Source organism: Bradyrhizobium sp. U87765 SZCCT0048 (assembly GCF_018131225.1).
Classification (GTDB): domain Bacteria; phylum Pseudomonadota; class Alphaproteobacteria; order Rhizobiales; family Xanthobacteraceae; genus Bradyrhizobium_A.
The window spans coordinates 839,896-852,706 of sequence record NZ_JAFCMM010000001.1; the positions used below are offsets into that span (position 1 = coordinate 839,896).

General features: G+C 66.6%; 13 protein-coding genes. 9 read left to right on the top strand and 4 right to left on the bottom strand.

Annotated features, from left to right (window positions below; translation table 11 throughout):
* The first annotated feature begins 23 nt into the window (after positions 1-23).
* Together JQ639_RS03625 and JQ639_RS03630 are read left to right on the top strand one after the other, a co-directional pair.
* Positions 24-1,772, top strand: a complete 1,749-nt coding sequence (locus JQ639_RS03625; protein ID WP_211969362.1) for an ATP-binding protein — start codon at positions 24-26, stop codon at positions 1,770-1,772.
* A gap of 138 nt (positions 1,773-1,910) precedes the next feature.
* A complete protein-coding gene (locus tag JQ639_RS03630) occupies positions 1,911-2,486 on the top strand; it encodes a peroxidase-related enzyme (protein WP_211969361.1) in 576 nt (191 codons plus the stop codon).
* 58 nt (positions 2,487-2,544) lie between these two features.
* On the opposite strand, the gene JQ639_RS03635 is transcribed toward JQ639_RS03630, so the two are convergent.
* The gene (locus JQ639_RS03635; RefSeq protein ID WP_211969360.1) at positions 2,545-3,168 is read right to left on the bottom strand and encodes a ParB-like protein; all 624 of its coding nucleotides are present in this window, start codon (positions 3,166-3,168) and stop codon (positions 2,545-2,547) included.
* Between the two features lie 422 nt (positions 3,169-3,590).
* On the opposite strand from JQ639_RS03635, the gene JQ639_RS03640 reads away from it, so the two are divergent.
* From JQ639_RS03640 to JQ639_RS03670, 7 genes are all read left to right on the top strand, one after another.
* Positions 3,591-3,899, top strand: coding sequence for a hypothetical protein (locus JQ639_RS03640; protein WP_349644741.1), 309 nt, complete (start codon positions 3,591-3,593; stop codon positions 3,897-3,899).
* A 368-nt stretch (positions 3,900-4,267) separates the two neighbouring features.
* Positions 4,268-4,549, top strand: coding sequence for an acyl carrier protein (locus tag JQ639_RS03645; RefSeq protein WP_211969358.1), 282 nt, complete (start codon positions 4,268-4,270; stop codon positions 4,547-4,549).
* A gap of 12 nt (positions 4,550-4,561) precedes the next feature.
* Complete coding sequence (locus tag JQ639_RS03650) at positions 4,562-5,035, top strand: 3-hydroxyacyl-ACP dehydratase FabZ family protein (protein WP_211969357.1); 474 nt, start codon at positions 4,562-4,564, stop codon at positions 5,033-5,035.
* On the top strand, positions 5,028-6,239 hold the full coding sequence (locus JQ639_RS03655; protein WP_211969356.1) for a beta-ketoacyl-ACP synthase: 1,212 nt from the start codon (positions 5,028-5,030) through the stop codon (positions 6,237-6,239). Before JQ639_RS03650 ends, JQ639_RS03655 begins: the two co-directional genes overlap by 8 nt.
* A 46-nt stretch (positions 6,240-6,285) precedes the next feature.
* The gene (locus JQ639_RS03660; RefSeq protein ID WP_211969355.1) at positions 6,286-7,566 is read left to right on the top strand and encodes a beta-ketoacyl-ACP synthase; all 1,281 of its coding nucleotides are present in this window, start codon (positions 6,286-6,288) and stop codon (positions 7,564-7,566) included.
* Positions 7,567-7,778: 212 nt separating this feature from the next.
* Complete coding sequence (locus tag JQ639_RS03665; protein ID WP_211969354.1) at positions 7,779-8,801, top strand: zinc-binding dehydrogenase; 1,023 nt, start codon at positions 7,779-7,781, stop codon at positions 8,799-8,801.
* Positions 8,801-9,733 carry a lipid A biosynthesis lauroyl acyltransferase gene (locus JQ639_RS03670; RefSeq protein ID WP_211969353.1) on the top strand — a complete coding sequence of 311 codons (933 nt, stop codon included), beginning with the start codon at positions 8,801-8,803 and terminating at the stop codon, positions 9,731-9,733. The genes JQ639_RS03665 and JQ639_RS03670 overlap by 1 nt, the downstream gene beginning before the upstream one ends.
* A 327-nt stretch (positions 9,734-10,060) precedes the next feature.
* Here the strand turns inward: JQ639_RS03670 and JQ639_RS03675 are convergent, their stop codons facing one another.
* From JQ639_RS03675 to JQ639_RS03685, 3 genes are read right to left on the bottom strand one after another with little or no spacing between them, the layout of a single operon-like run.
* A complete protein-coding gene (locus JQ639_RS03675) occupies positions 10,061-11,152 on the bottom strand; it encodes a polyamine ABC transporter substrate-binding protein (RefSeq protein WP_211969352.1) in 1,092 nt (363 codons plus the stop codon).
* Positions 11,153-11,164: 12 nt separating this feature from the next.
* Positions 11,165-12,319: an aminotransferase gene (locus tag JQ639_RS03680; protein WP_211969351.1), complete on the bottom strand. Its 1,155-nt coding sequence runs from the start codon at positions 12,317-12,319 to the stop codon at positions 11,165-11,167.
* Between the two features lie 9 nt (positions 12,320-12,328).
* Positions 12,329-12,664 carry a rhodanese-like domain-containing protein gene (locus JQ639_RS03685; protein WP_211969350.1) on the bottom strand — a complete coding sequence of 112 codons (336 nt, stop codon included), beginning with the start codon at positions 12,662-12,664 and terminating at the stop codon, positions 12,329-12,331.
* Positions 12,665-12,811 lie beyond the last annotated feature (147 nt).

Here is a 12,811-nt window from a genome sequence, read left to right on the forward strand (position 1 = left end):
TTACAGGCGCGTCAGTCCCGTTCATGTTGAGTTCGGCCCCCCTCGCCCCGTTTGGGCGCGTCATCGTGGTCCGCGGGTCGCAAGCCCGCCTGGGCGTGCTCGGCTCGGGCCAGATCGGGCAGGCCGAGGCGCGCGCCACCGTCGGCCGCTTCGTCAGCATCCGCTCCGGCAATGCCGCGATCATCGCCATCATCACCGAAGTGACCTGCGAGCACCTGCCGACGGGGCGCGAGTTCATCGCGGTTGCCTCGGTCGACCTGCTCGGCGAGATCCAGGGGGATGCGGCACCCCGCTTCCAGCGCGGCGTCACCGGTTATCCGGCGATCGGCGACATCGCCAACCTCACGACCAACCAGGAACTGCGCACCATCTACACGCCGGCGCGCGCCGACCACATCCATGTCGGCACGCTGCAGCAGGATTCGAGCGTGCAGGCCTACATCGACGTCGAGGAGATGCTGAACAAGCATTTCGCTGTGCTCGGTTCGACCGGCGTCGGCAAGTCGACGGGCGTGTCGCTGCTGCTCAACGAAATCCTGCAGGCGCGGCCGAACCTGCGCATCTTCCTGCTCGACGTGCACAACGAGTACGGCCGCTGCTTCGGCAACCGCGCGCTGGTGCTCAACCCGCGCAACCTCAAGCTGCCGTTCTGGCTGTTCAACTTCGAGGAAATCGTCGACGTGTTCTTCGGCGGCCGCCCCGGCGTGCCCGAAGAGGTCGAGGTGCTGGCGGAGACGATCCCGCTCGCCAAGGCGATGTACACCCAGTACCAGAATTCGGACCGGCTCGGCGTCAAGCGGATCGAGCCGAGGACCACCGGCTTCACCGCCGACACCCCGGTGCCCTATCGCCTCGTCGACCTGACGTCGCTGATCGACGAGCGCATGGGCAAGCTGGAAAACCGCTCCTCGCGCATCGTCTACCACAAGTTGCTGTCGCGCATCGAGACGGTCAAGAACGACCCGCGCTACACCTTCATGTTCGACAACGCCAATGTCGGCGGCGACACCATGGCGGAGGTCATCAGCCACCTGTTCCGCATGCCGGCGAACGGCAGGCCGATGACCATCATGCAGCTCGCCGGCTTCCCGGCCGAGGTGGTCGACGCTGTGGTGTCGGTGCTGTGCCGCATGGCGTTCGACTTCGGGCTGTGGAGCGACGGCGCCTCACCGATGCTGTTCGTGTGCGAGGAAGCCCATCGCTACGCCTCCGCCGACCGCAGCATCGGCTTCGGCCCGACTCGCAAGGCGGTGTCGCGCATCGCCAAGGAAGGCCGCAAGTACGGCGTCTATCTCGCGCTGATCACCCAGCGCCCCGCCGAGCTCGATCCCACCATCATTTCCCAGTGCAGCACGCTGTTCGCGATGCGCCTCGCCAACGACCGCGACCAGGCGCTGTTGCGCTCGGCCGTATCCGACGCCGCCGCGAACCTGTTGTCGTTCGTCCCCTCGCTCGGCACCCGCGAGGTGCTGGCGTTTGGCGAAGGCGTGGCGCTGCCGACGCGCCTGCGCTTCAAGGAAGTTCCGCCGCAGCAATTGCCGCGCGGCGAGGCCACCGTCGCCACCGTGGCGACCACCGGCCGCGGCCAGGACATGCATTTCGTCGCCTCGGTGCTGGAGCGCTGGCGCGGCGCCACGACCGCCCGCGACGTGCCCAACGATCCCTCGTTCATCGACAAGCTGCCGCCGCGGACGCTGGACTCGCCGCTGCTGCAGCCGTCGATGGGGCTCGATCCCGACCGCTTCCAGCTCCTCAAGAAGCCGTTGCGCTGACAACGAACGGCGGGGTTTTCGCGCCTGCGCCCACGCCGGCTCCTGAGGAGTCCGGCGGATCTGCGGTCTGGACGCTCGGCCGTTCTTTCAGCATGCTGCCGTCACGCACCGTCGCGTTCTGTCCGCAGAGATCATCGCATGACCCAGCCCCAACGCTTTCCGCTGCCTTCGCTCGCCGAGCTGCCAGAGGACATCCGCACCCGCATCCTCGGCGTGCAGGAAAAGTCGGGCTTCGTGCCCAACGTGTTCATGACGCTGGCGCGGCGACCGGACGAATTCCGCGCCTTCTTCGCCTATCACGACACGCTGATGGACAAGGACGGCGGCCTCTCCAAGGCCGAACGCGAGATGATCGTGGTCGCCACCAGCGCCATCAACCAGTGCCTGTATTGCGTGATCGCCCACGGTGCGGTGCTGCGCATTCGCGCCAGGAAGCCGCTCGTCGCCGACCAGATCGCGGTCAACTACCGCAAGGCGGACATCACCGAACGCCAGCGCGCCATGCTGGATTTCGCGGTCAAGGTAACGACCGCCTCGCATACGCTCGGCGAGAGCGACTACGCCGCGCTGGCCGCGCACGGCTTCAATGATGAGGAGATCTGGGACATCGCCGCGATCGCGGCGTTCTTCGGCATGTCGAACCGGATCGCCAACTTCACGAACACGCTGCCGAACGACGAGTTCTACCTGATGGGACGGCTGCCGAAGGCCTGAGCCGCCAGAAACTGCGGGACGCGAAGCGGCCGGATGCCGCTCGCGCCCCGCGCTGCTTTCAGTCTTCCGCAGCCGGTCCGCACCAGCCCGGCAGGTAGATTGCGTCCTGGCTCTTGGCGAGCGTCAGCGCCTTCTCCACCGCCTTGTCGAAGTCGGCCTCGACAGACTTGCGCGACATCCGGTTGCGCAGGAAATCCGCCCACACGAACTCGCTGAACGGCGTCGTATCCTTGGCGAAGCCGCCGATCCGGCGCAGCTCGCCGGCAAGGCTGCGGAACGGATCGTCCTTCAGTTGGGACACCGTCTTCGGCAGCTTGCTGTAGCTCATGCGGGTGCCCTTGGAATCGTAGGGGTAGACCCAGCGGCGGGCTTCCATCACGTTCCAGAACAGCTTGGGATCGACCATGGTGAGGTCCGCGACCACCGTCACCAGGATATCCTTGACGCCTTCCTCGTGCAGCGCGCGCGACAGATGGTGGTGATCGATCACGTAATGCTTGCGTCCGGGGCCCAGCACCACCGGGATCATGTGGCTGCCGAGCATCTGGGCGCGCTTCTTCGGCTTGTGGTCGCGCCAGCGCTTGCGCTTCTCCTTGACCTCGCGCATGCCGACCGTGAGCTGGGTCGGCTTCAGCGACAGGATCGGAACGGGCTGCAGGATCGGTTCACGCTTGTTACTCATTCAGAAAACTCCTCAATGACTCGTTTTCAATCGATTGCGTCAAATGCACCGCGACTGCGATGCGCGACGTGGCATCCGTGATCCCAGTCCCACCCCGAAGCGCCTGCCCGGACATGCCCATCCCGCCCGTCTCCGCGCGCCCTGACAAGGCGCGCGCGAAGCGCCGGGATTCGCAAGGTTAGATCGCCGCGCTCCCGCTTCGCAAGCCGCTGCCATGCGCTGATCAAAACCCTGCGATCCCCGGACGCCATGCATTTACCCCGTTCCGGTGCGCGGCGATCGTGCTAGGCTCGCACATCGACATTTCATCAGCGGGCTTCAATTTCATGTCGAGCCGGCAACCGGTCGTGACCGATGACGATCATCGCGTCATCCCGTTCAGACCGCGGACCCTCGCCAGACCGCCCGGGCACCCGCGAGCGGTGCTGCAGGACAATCGTGCAACGGATCATCGCGCGACAAACAATGGCGGCGTCGCCCGTCTCCATGTCGTCAAAAGCATACCGGATGCCGATTCCTCCACGGCGTCCCCGGACGACTATCGCCACCGCATGCTGATCAATCTCGCGGCCCTGATGTTCACGCTGCTGCTCACCGGGGCCGGCGTATGGCTGGCGACGACCATCGCGGACATGCGACGCACCCAGGATTGCGTCCTGGTCGGCCGTCGCGATTGCGGCAAGCTGCCCCCGCTGTTCGAGATGGCTCCCTCCCACCCGGAAGCCATCTGACCCGCGCGGCAGACGTCGGACTGCCGAATCGCACGACCGGTCGCTGAAGCACAATGACGGTCGCCACCCACCGATATGATCCGTCGGTGCGACCGCCGGCCACCAGAAATCCACGATTGCCGTGTGCCGTGCCGGCTGCGAATCGCTCGCCGCCCAGGCCATGCACCCACCATGCGGGCCGGATCAGCCGCGGTGCGCAACGGCGGGTGGCGGGTTCCACACCCGGCCCGCGCTGGCATTGAACTCAAGCCGGCGCTCCGATATACGGGCATTCGACTTCATGCCGGAGGATGGGCCCTTCCCGGCACGACCACTCTTGCGACCTGCCCAAAAACGGCAATTCTCGCAAATACATCAAAGGCTTAATAATGACAGCCACATTCGATCAGGTCGCCAATATCATTGCCGAGACCTGCGATATCCCTCGCGACACGATCACCCCCGAGAGCCACGCCATCGACGACCTCGGTATCGACAGCCTCGACTTCCTGGACATCGCATTTGCGATCGACAAGGCGTTCGGCATCAAGCTGCCGCTCGAAAAGTGGACCCAGGAGGTCAACGACGGCAAGGCGACCACCGAGCAGTACTTCGTCCTGAAGAACCTCAGCGCGCGCATCGACGAACTGGTCGCCGCCAAGGGCGCGTAAGCCCGGGCCGCCATGAATCTTGCATACTTTCAGTTGATCGACCGCATCGCCGCTCTCGACGTCGGCGCGCGGACGATCACGGTCGAGGCCAACGTCCCCGAGACCAGCACCATTTTCGAAGGCCACTTCCCCGGCTATCCGCTGATGCCGGGCGTGCTGCTGATCGAAGCGATGGCGCAGACCTCGGGCTGGCTGCTGATCGCGATGATGAAGTTCGAACGCATGCCGTTCCTGGCCGCGGTGAAGGAAGCCAAGATGCGCACCTTCATCGCGCCCGGAGAGCGCCTGACGATCGACGCCAGCATCGCTCATGAAGGCTCCGGCTTCGCCGTGACCGAAGCTCGCGTTTCTGTGGACGGCAAGCTGCGCTGCAACGCGACGCTGACCTTCCGCCACGTTCCCTTTCCCCATCCCGACCTGCGCCGCCACATGGATCTGATGGCGGACAAGCTCGGCTTCCCGAGACAGGTTATCGCTCATGGCTGACAAGCTGGCCGCCCCCCAACCCGACGACCGGGAAGCCTGGATCACCGGCATCGGCATCGCGTCGTCGCTGGGCATCGGTCTCGATGCCCATTGGGACGCGCTCGCCGAGCGCCGCGTCAATGTCGACGAGAGCGGCTTTGCGCCGTACGTCGTGCACCCGATGGTGCCGGTGTCGTTCGACGCCCAGATTCCGAAGAAGGGCGACCAGCGCCAGATGGAGGCCTGGCAGCGCATCGGCACCTACGCCGCCGGCCTTGCGCTCGATTCGGCCGGCGTGAAGGGCAACCAGGACATCCTGTCGCGTATGGACATGATCGTTGCCGCCGGCGGCGGCGAGCGCGATCTCGCCGTCGACAGCGGCATTCTCAATGCCGAGGCACAGGGCAACGCGGCGCCCGGCTTTCTCAACGAACGGCTGCTCAACGACCTGCGCCCCACCCTGTTCCTGGCGCAGCTGTCGAACCTGCTCGCCGGCAACATCGCCATCGTGCACGGCGTCACCGGGTCGTCGCGCACCTTCATGGGCGAGGAAGCGGCCGGCGTCGACGCGGCCCGCATCGCGCTTGCGCGCATCAATGCCGGCCAGAGCGATATCGCGCTGATCGGCGCCGCCCACAACGGCGAGCGCAAGGACCTCCTGATGCTCTACGAGTTCGGCGACTTCAATCTCAGGGATCGCCATCAATCGGTGTGGGCGCGCACCGCCCAGCCGGGTTTCGCGCTCGGCTCCGGCGGCGTCTTCCTGGTCGTCGAATCGAAAGCCCACGCACAGGCGCGCGGCGCCAAGCCGCTCGCGCGTCTCAGCCGCGTCGTCGCCGACCAGAGCCGCCGCAAGGCCACGGGCGAGGTCACCGCGACGCTCGACAAGCTGTGGGACCAGCTCAAGCCGGCCGGCGACAGGGTGGCGGTGATCACCGGCGCGACCGGTGCGGAGCCGGCCACCGCCGAGGAGCGTGCGTTCCTGGCCAAGCATCAGCCGCTCCCCGTGCGCGCCACCAACACCATGTTCGGCCACACGGTCGAGGCGCAGTTTCCGCTCGGCCTCGCGCTCGCGGCGCTGGCACTTTCGCGCGGCAAGTTGTTCCCGGCCAACGATCCCAGCGGGTTCGAGATTGAAATGTCCGAGGCGCCGAACCAGATAGTGGTCGTCGGCGCCGGCCATTGGCGCGGCGAAGGCATGGCGCTGGTCGAGGCCGTGCGCTGATCGCGCGCGGACGCTGCGGGCCCGTTCGGGCCCCACTGGAGGAACGATGACGGCAAAGCGTGACAAGTTCGGACGCCCGATCGTGGTCGTCACCGGTACCGGCGTGGTGACCTCGCTCGGCGCCGGCAAAACGGAGAACTGGTCCAAGCTCGTCGCTGGCCAGTCCGGCATCCGCACCATCACCCGCTTTCCGATCGATGGCATGAAGACCACGATGGCCGGCGCCGTCGACTTCGTCCCCGTCGATCCCTTCTCTTCGACCGACCTGTCCGAGCGCCTCGCCGATCTCGCCACCGAGGAAGCAATCGCCGAGGCCGGCATCGGCAGCAAGGGCGACTTCCCGGGCCCGCTGTTTCTCGCGGTCGCGCCGGTCGAGGTCGAGTGGCCGCAGCGCCAGATCCTGTCGCGCGCCACCGGCGCCACCAGCGACATCAACTACGACACCATGCTCAAGGTGTGCGGCGGCGGCCGCTTCACCGACTTCCATCGCCGCTTCCTGTTCGGCTCGGTCGCCGACCATCTCGCCGAACGTTTCGGCACCAAGGGATCGCCGATCTCGCTATCGACCGCCTGCGCTTCCGGCGCCAGCGCGATCCAGCTCGGTGTCGAGGCCATCCGCCGCGGCGAAGCCGACGCGGCGCTGTGCGTCGCGACCGACGGTTCGGTCAATCCCGAAGCGCTGATCCGCTTCTCGCTGCTGTCGGCGCTGTCGACCCAGAACGATCCGCCGCAGGCCGCGGCGCGGCCGTTCTCGAAGAATCGCGACGGCTTCGTCATGGCGGAAGGCGCCGGCGCGCTGGTGCTGGAGAGTTACGAATCGGCCACCGCCCGCGGCGCGAAAATTCTCGGCGTCGTCGCCGGCTGCGGCGAGCTCGCGGACTCGTTCCACCGCACCCGCTCCTCGCCGGACGGCAAACCGATCATCGGCTGCGTGCGCAACGCGCTCGCCGACGCCGGCATGACCCCGGAGCAGATTGATTACATCAACGCCCACGGCACCGGCACGCCCGAGAACGACAAGATGGAGTATCTCGGCATCTCCTCGGTGTTCGGCGAGCGCACCCACACGGTGCCGGTGTCGTCCAACAAGTCGATGATCGGCCATACGCTGTCGGCCGCGGGCGCGGTGGAAGCGGTGTTTTCGCTGCTGACGCTGGTGCACCAGCGCATTCCGCCGACCATCAACTACGAGGTTCCGGATCCGGCGATCCAGTTCGACGTCGTGCCCAACAAGGCCCGCGACGCCCGCGTCACCGCGGTGATGTCGAACTCGTTCGGCTTCGGCGGCCAGAACGCCTCGCTGATCCTGACCGGCGAGCCGGCCTGACACAGACGCCCTCTGAATCGCGCCGGCCGCCCGTCGGGACGGCCGCGGTCGCTCTGGCCACTCCCCCCGCGCTGGGGAAGCCCCGCCACGGCGTCCCCAGGCGGCCCGAAGGCCGGGCCTTGGCGGTTGACGCGCCGGCCCGGACGGGTGATACGCAGGGCGGCCGCAGAGGCCGCTAATCGCTATTTTGCCCCGTTTTCAGGACCGATCGCATGCGCGCGCTGACCCTCGTTGCCGACCGCCAGCTCATTGTGGCGGACACGGCCGCCCCGCCCCCACCGGGCGATGGCGAGGTCCAGATTCGCGTCAAGGCCGTCGCGCTCAATCACATCGACGTCTGGGGCTACCGCGGCATGGCATTCGCCAAGCGCAAGCTGCCGCTGGTGGTGGGCGCCGAAGCGTCCGGCGAGATCGCCGCGATCGGTGCGGGCGTCACCCGCTTCAAGGTCGGCCAGCCGGTGGTGATGTACGGCGCGCTGACCTGCGGCACCTGCAAGGCCTGCCGTGAAGGCCGTGACAACCTCTGCGAGAACGTCTCCGGCATCATGGGCTTCCATGTCGACGGCTTCGCCCGCGAGTTGCTCAACCTGTCCGAGCGGCTGGTGATCCCGGTGCCCGAAGGCGTCGGCCATCACGATGCCGCCTGCGCGCCGATCGCGTTCTCGACCGTGCAGCACATGCTGTTCGACAATGCGAAACTCGAGCCCGGCGAGACCGTGCTGGTGCAGGCCGGCGGCTCCGGCATCGGCACCGTCGCCATCAAGATGGCCAAGGCGATCGGCTGCACGGTAATCACGACCGTCGGCGACGATTCCAAGATCGAGGGCGTGAAAGCGCTCGGCGCCGACCATGTCATCAACTACCGCAAGGACCGCTTCGAGCACGAGACGCGCAAGATCACCAAGAAGAAGGGCGTCGACGTCGTGTTCGAACATGTCGGCGCCGACACCTTCAACGGCTCGCTGCTGACGCTCAAGCGCGGCGGCCGTCTCGTCACCTGCGGTTCGACCTCCGGCCCGACCACGACCCTCAACCTGATGCAGCTGTTCCAGCAGCAGTACCGCATCATCGGCTCGTTCGGCGCCTCGATGCGCAACATCGCCGAGAGCCTCGACAAGATGGCTGGGGGCATGACACCGGTGATCGACACCGCGGTGCCGCTCGACGACGTCGCCTCGGCGCTGGCGCGCATGGAAAGCCGCCAGGTGTTCGGCAAGATCATCGTCCAGTTTTGATGCTGCGCCTCGTCCTCCGCGCGCGCGCCATCCTGCGCGACGCCACCAAGCCCCTGGTCGAGGCGCTGGTCGGCGGCCTCGTGGTCGTGCTGCTGCGCGTGACCCGGCACTTCGACGCCGAGCGCACAGCAGGCGCGTTCGCGAAGATCACGCGCACGGTCGGGCCGTACCTGCCCGAGCACAAGATCGGCCGCGCCAACCTCAAGGCCGCCTTTCCCGACAAGAGCGACGCCGAGATCGAGACCATCCTGCTCGGTGTGTGGGAGAATCTCGGCCGCGTCGGCGCTGAGGTTGCCCATCTCGACCATGTCTGGGATCTCGACCCCGCCCATCCCGAGCGCAGCCGCATCGAGCTCGCGCCGGGCACGGCGGAGATCTTCGGCAAGCTCCACGACGACGGCAAGGGCGCGCTAATCTTCGCCTCGCATCTCGCCAACTGGGAGCTGCCCGCCCTCGCCGCGCCGGCCTATGGCCTGGACTCCGCGGTGCTGTTCCGCCGGCCCAACATCGCCGCCGCCGACCGTGCCATCCAGAAGATCCGCGCCGTGAACATGGGCACCATGGTCGCGACGACGCCGGATGCGCCGCTGCGGCTGGCGCGGGCGCTGGAGGACGGCGTCCATGTCGGCATGCTGGTCGACCAGCATTTCGGCCGCGGCGTCGACGTCACCTTCTTCGGCCGCAAGGCCAAGGCCAACCCGCTGCTGGCGCGCCTCGCGCGCCAAATCGAGGTGCCGATCCATGGCGTACGCATCATCCGCCTGCCCGGCTACCGCTTCCGCGCCGAACTGTCGCCGGAAGTCGTCCCGGCGCGCGACGCCGCCGGCAAGATCGACGTCGCCGCCACCATGCAGGCGGTGACGACGGTGATCGAAGGCTGGGTGCGCGAGCATCCCGAGCAATGGCTGTGGCTGCACCGCCGCTGGCGGTGATGGCGGCGTTCTGCGGATCCAGCTCGTTAACGCGCATCTACCTCTCACCTCATCCTGAGGAGCAGGAGCAGCCTGCGTCTCGAAGGATGAGGCCCCAGCGCATTCAATCATCGTGGCACTCGACCCGGGCGGCGACGCATTGGCCTCATGGTTCGCAACGCGCGGCTTCGCCGCGCTCCTCACCATGAGGGGAAGACCCCCCGCTCACTGAGCACCGCATGACCAGCAAACAGCGTGCGGTCCGAATGAACGCAGCAATTCTCCGGGATCGTTTCTCGCACGCCTCCCGGAGGTCGCCCGCTCATTCGAGCTAAAGATTGTGGTGCCTCAACGCCCCGTCTTCACCCGCGTCCACAGCCGGTTGATCACCCGCTGCGCCGCAGGCTCGCGGGCGGTGATGACGAACAGCTTCTTCAGCGTCGCCTCGTCCGGATAGACCGTGGTGTCGCCGGCCACCTTGGGGCTGATGAGCTTCTGGCTCGCGAGGTTGCCGTTGGCATAGGACAGGAAGTCGGAATTCCTCGCCGCAATCTCCGGGCGATAGAGGAAATTGATGAGCGCGTATGCCTCGGCAACGTTCTTGGCATCCGCCGGAATGGCGAGATTGTCGAAGAACATCTGCGCGCCTTCCCTCGGAATGGCATAGCCGATCTCGACGCCGTTGTTGGCCTCCGTCGCGCGGCTCTGGGCCTGCTTGATATCGCCGGACCAGCCGACCACGAGACAGATCTCGCCGGTGGCGAGCCCGTTGAGATACTCCGAGGAATGAAACTTGCGCACAGAGGGCCGCACCTTGCTGACGAGATCAGCGGCCTTTTCGAGGTCTTCGGGCTTGCTCGAATTGGGATCGAGGCCGAGATAGTTCAGCGCGGCCGGCAGGATGTCATCGGCCGAATCCAGCATGTGGACGCCGCAATCCCTGAACTTCGCCAGATTCTCGGGCTTGAAGACGATGTCCCAGGACTCGATCCTGGCATCCGGGCCGAGGATGGCGCGCACGGTCTTGACGTTGTAGCCGATGCCGGTAGTGCCCCACATGTAATTCACGGCATAGACGTTGCCGGGATCGTACACCGCAAGACGGTCGGCGACGAACGGCCAGGCGTTGGCAAGGTTCGGCAACTTCGCCTTGTCGAGCTTCTGGAAGACGCCGGCCTTGATCTGGCGCTGCAGGAAATAAGCCGTCGGCACCACGACATCGTAGCCCGATTTGCCCGCGAGCAGGCGCGTTTCGAGCGTCTCGTTGGCGTCGAATGTGTCGTAGACGACCTTGATGCCGGTCTCCCTGGTGAACTCGTCCAGCACACCCGGCGCGACGTAGTTCGACCAGTTGTAGAAGTTGACGACGCGCTCGTCGGCCCGCGCCTGAACGGCGGCGAGCAGCGTGGCGGCGGCAAACAGCAGGGGTGTGGCGCGCATCCGTCCCTCCCCTCAACGGCCACGCAGCGCGCGCGACAGCCGCTCCAGCGCCGCGTCGATGGTCGCATCCTTCTTGGAGAAGCAGAAGCGGATCACCGACGTCACCGCGTCGTCCTCGTAGAATGCCGACACCGGGATCGCTGCGACCTTGTACTCGGCGACAAGACGGCGGCAGAACTGCTCGTCGGTCTCGTTGAGGCCGAGCGGCGACAGATCGACGTTGAGGAAGTATGTGCCCTGCGACTGCAGCACGGGGAAGCCGAGGCTGTTGAGACCTTCCGTCAGGCGATCCCTGCTGCGCGCCAGTTCGTCGCGCATCGTGAGGAAATAATCATCGGGCTTGCCGAGGCCGTAGGCGACCGCGACCTGCAGGTTCGGCGGCGTGGTGAAGGTGAGGAACTGGTGCGACTTCGCCAGCACCCGCAGCAGCGGCGGCGCCGCACAGACGAAGCCGACCTTCCAGCCGGTGAGCGAGAAGATCTTGCCGGCGGAGCCGATCTTCACCGTGCGCTCGCGCATGCCGGGCATGGCGATCAGCGGAATGTGACTGCGACCGTCGAAGATGACATGCTCCCACACCTCGTCGCAGATCGCGATCAGGTTGTACTCTCTGCAGATGCGCGCCAGCAGTTCGAGATCCTCGCGCGGATAGACGACCGCCGACGGATTGAGCGGGTTGTTGAAGATGAGATACCTGGTCTTCGGCGTGATCGCAGCGCGCAACGCCTCCTCGGGAATGCGCCAGTGCGGCGGCTCCAGGCGCACGAAGCGCGGCACGCCGCCGGCACAGCGGATCAGCGGATTGTAGGCATCATACGCCGGCGGAAACACGATGACCTCGTCACCGGGCCGCACGAGGCCGAGGATCGCGCCTGCGAGCGCTTCGGTCGCGCCCGACGTCACCAGCACCTCGCTCATCGGATCGAGCGTCACGCCATGCCAGTGACCGTAATGCGCGGCGATCGCCTGGCGCAGCTCCGGCAGGCCCATCATCGACGGGTACTGGTTATAGCCGTTGAGCACCGCATCCGCTGCCTTGCGGCGGATGTCCTCGGGCCCCGCGTCGTCAGGAAAGCCCTGGCCGAGATTGATGGCATCGTGGTCGCGCGCGAGCTGCGACATCGCCTCGAAGATGGTGACCGGCAGGTCGGCGAAGACCGGATTCATGATGCCGTGTCAGCCGCCGGTCTTCACGGGCAGGCCCGCGGCCTTCCAGGCGAGGATGCCGCCCTCGAGATGGGAATCATACGGCAGGCCGTCGGCCTGCGCGGCGAGCGAAGCGGTGACGGAGCGACGGCCCGAGCGGCAGGCGAACACGACGGTCTTGCCCTGCGGGTCGGGAATGTCGCCGGGATCGAACGACGACAGCGGCAGCACGACCGCGTCCGGGTAGGCCTCGACCTCGACCTCGTTGGGCTCACGCACGTCGATCAGAAGGTAGCGGCCGTCGGCGACTCCGGCCGCGACGTCGGCCGCTTTCAAATCATGCACGCGATGGGGTTGGTCCGACACGCGGAGCTCCTTGATCCAGATGGTCCATCAGTCGCCGAAACGGCAGCCGCAGCGGCACAGACGCCGCCGGGCGGGCGCCAACGTCCCTTTTTATGGCTGAAAAATCAAGCACCGCCGGGCTTCGGGCCGGTCAACCCTGCCCGGCAC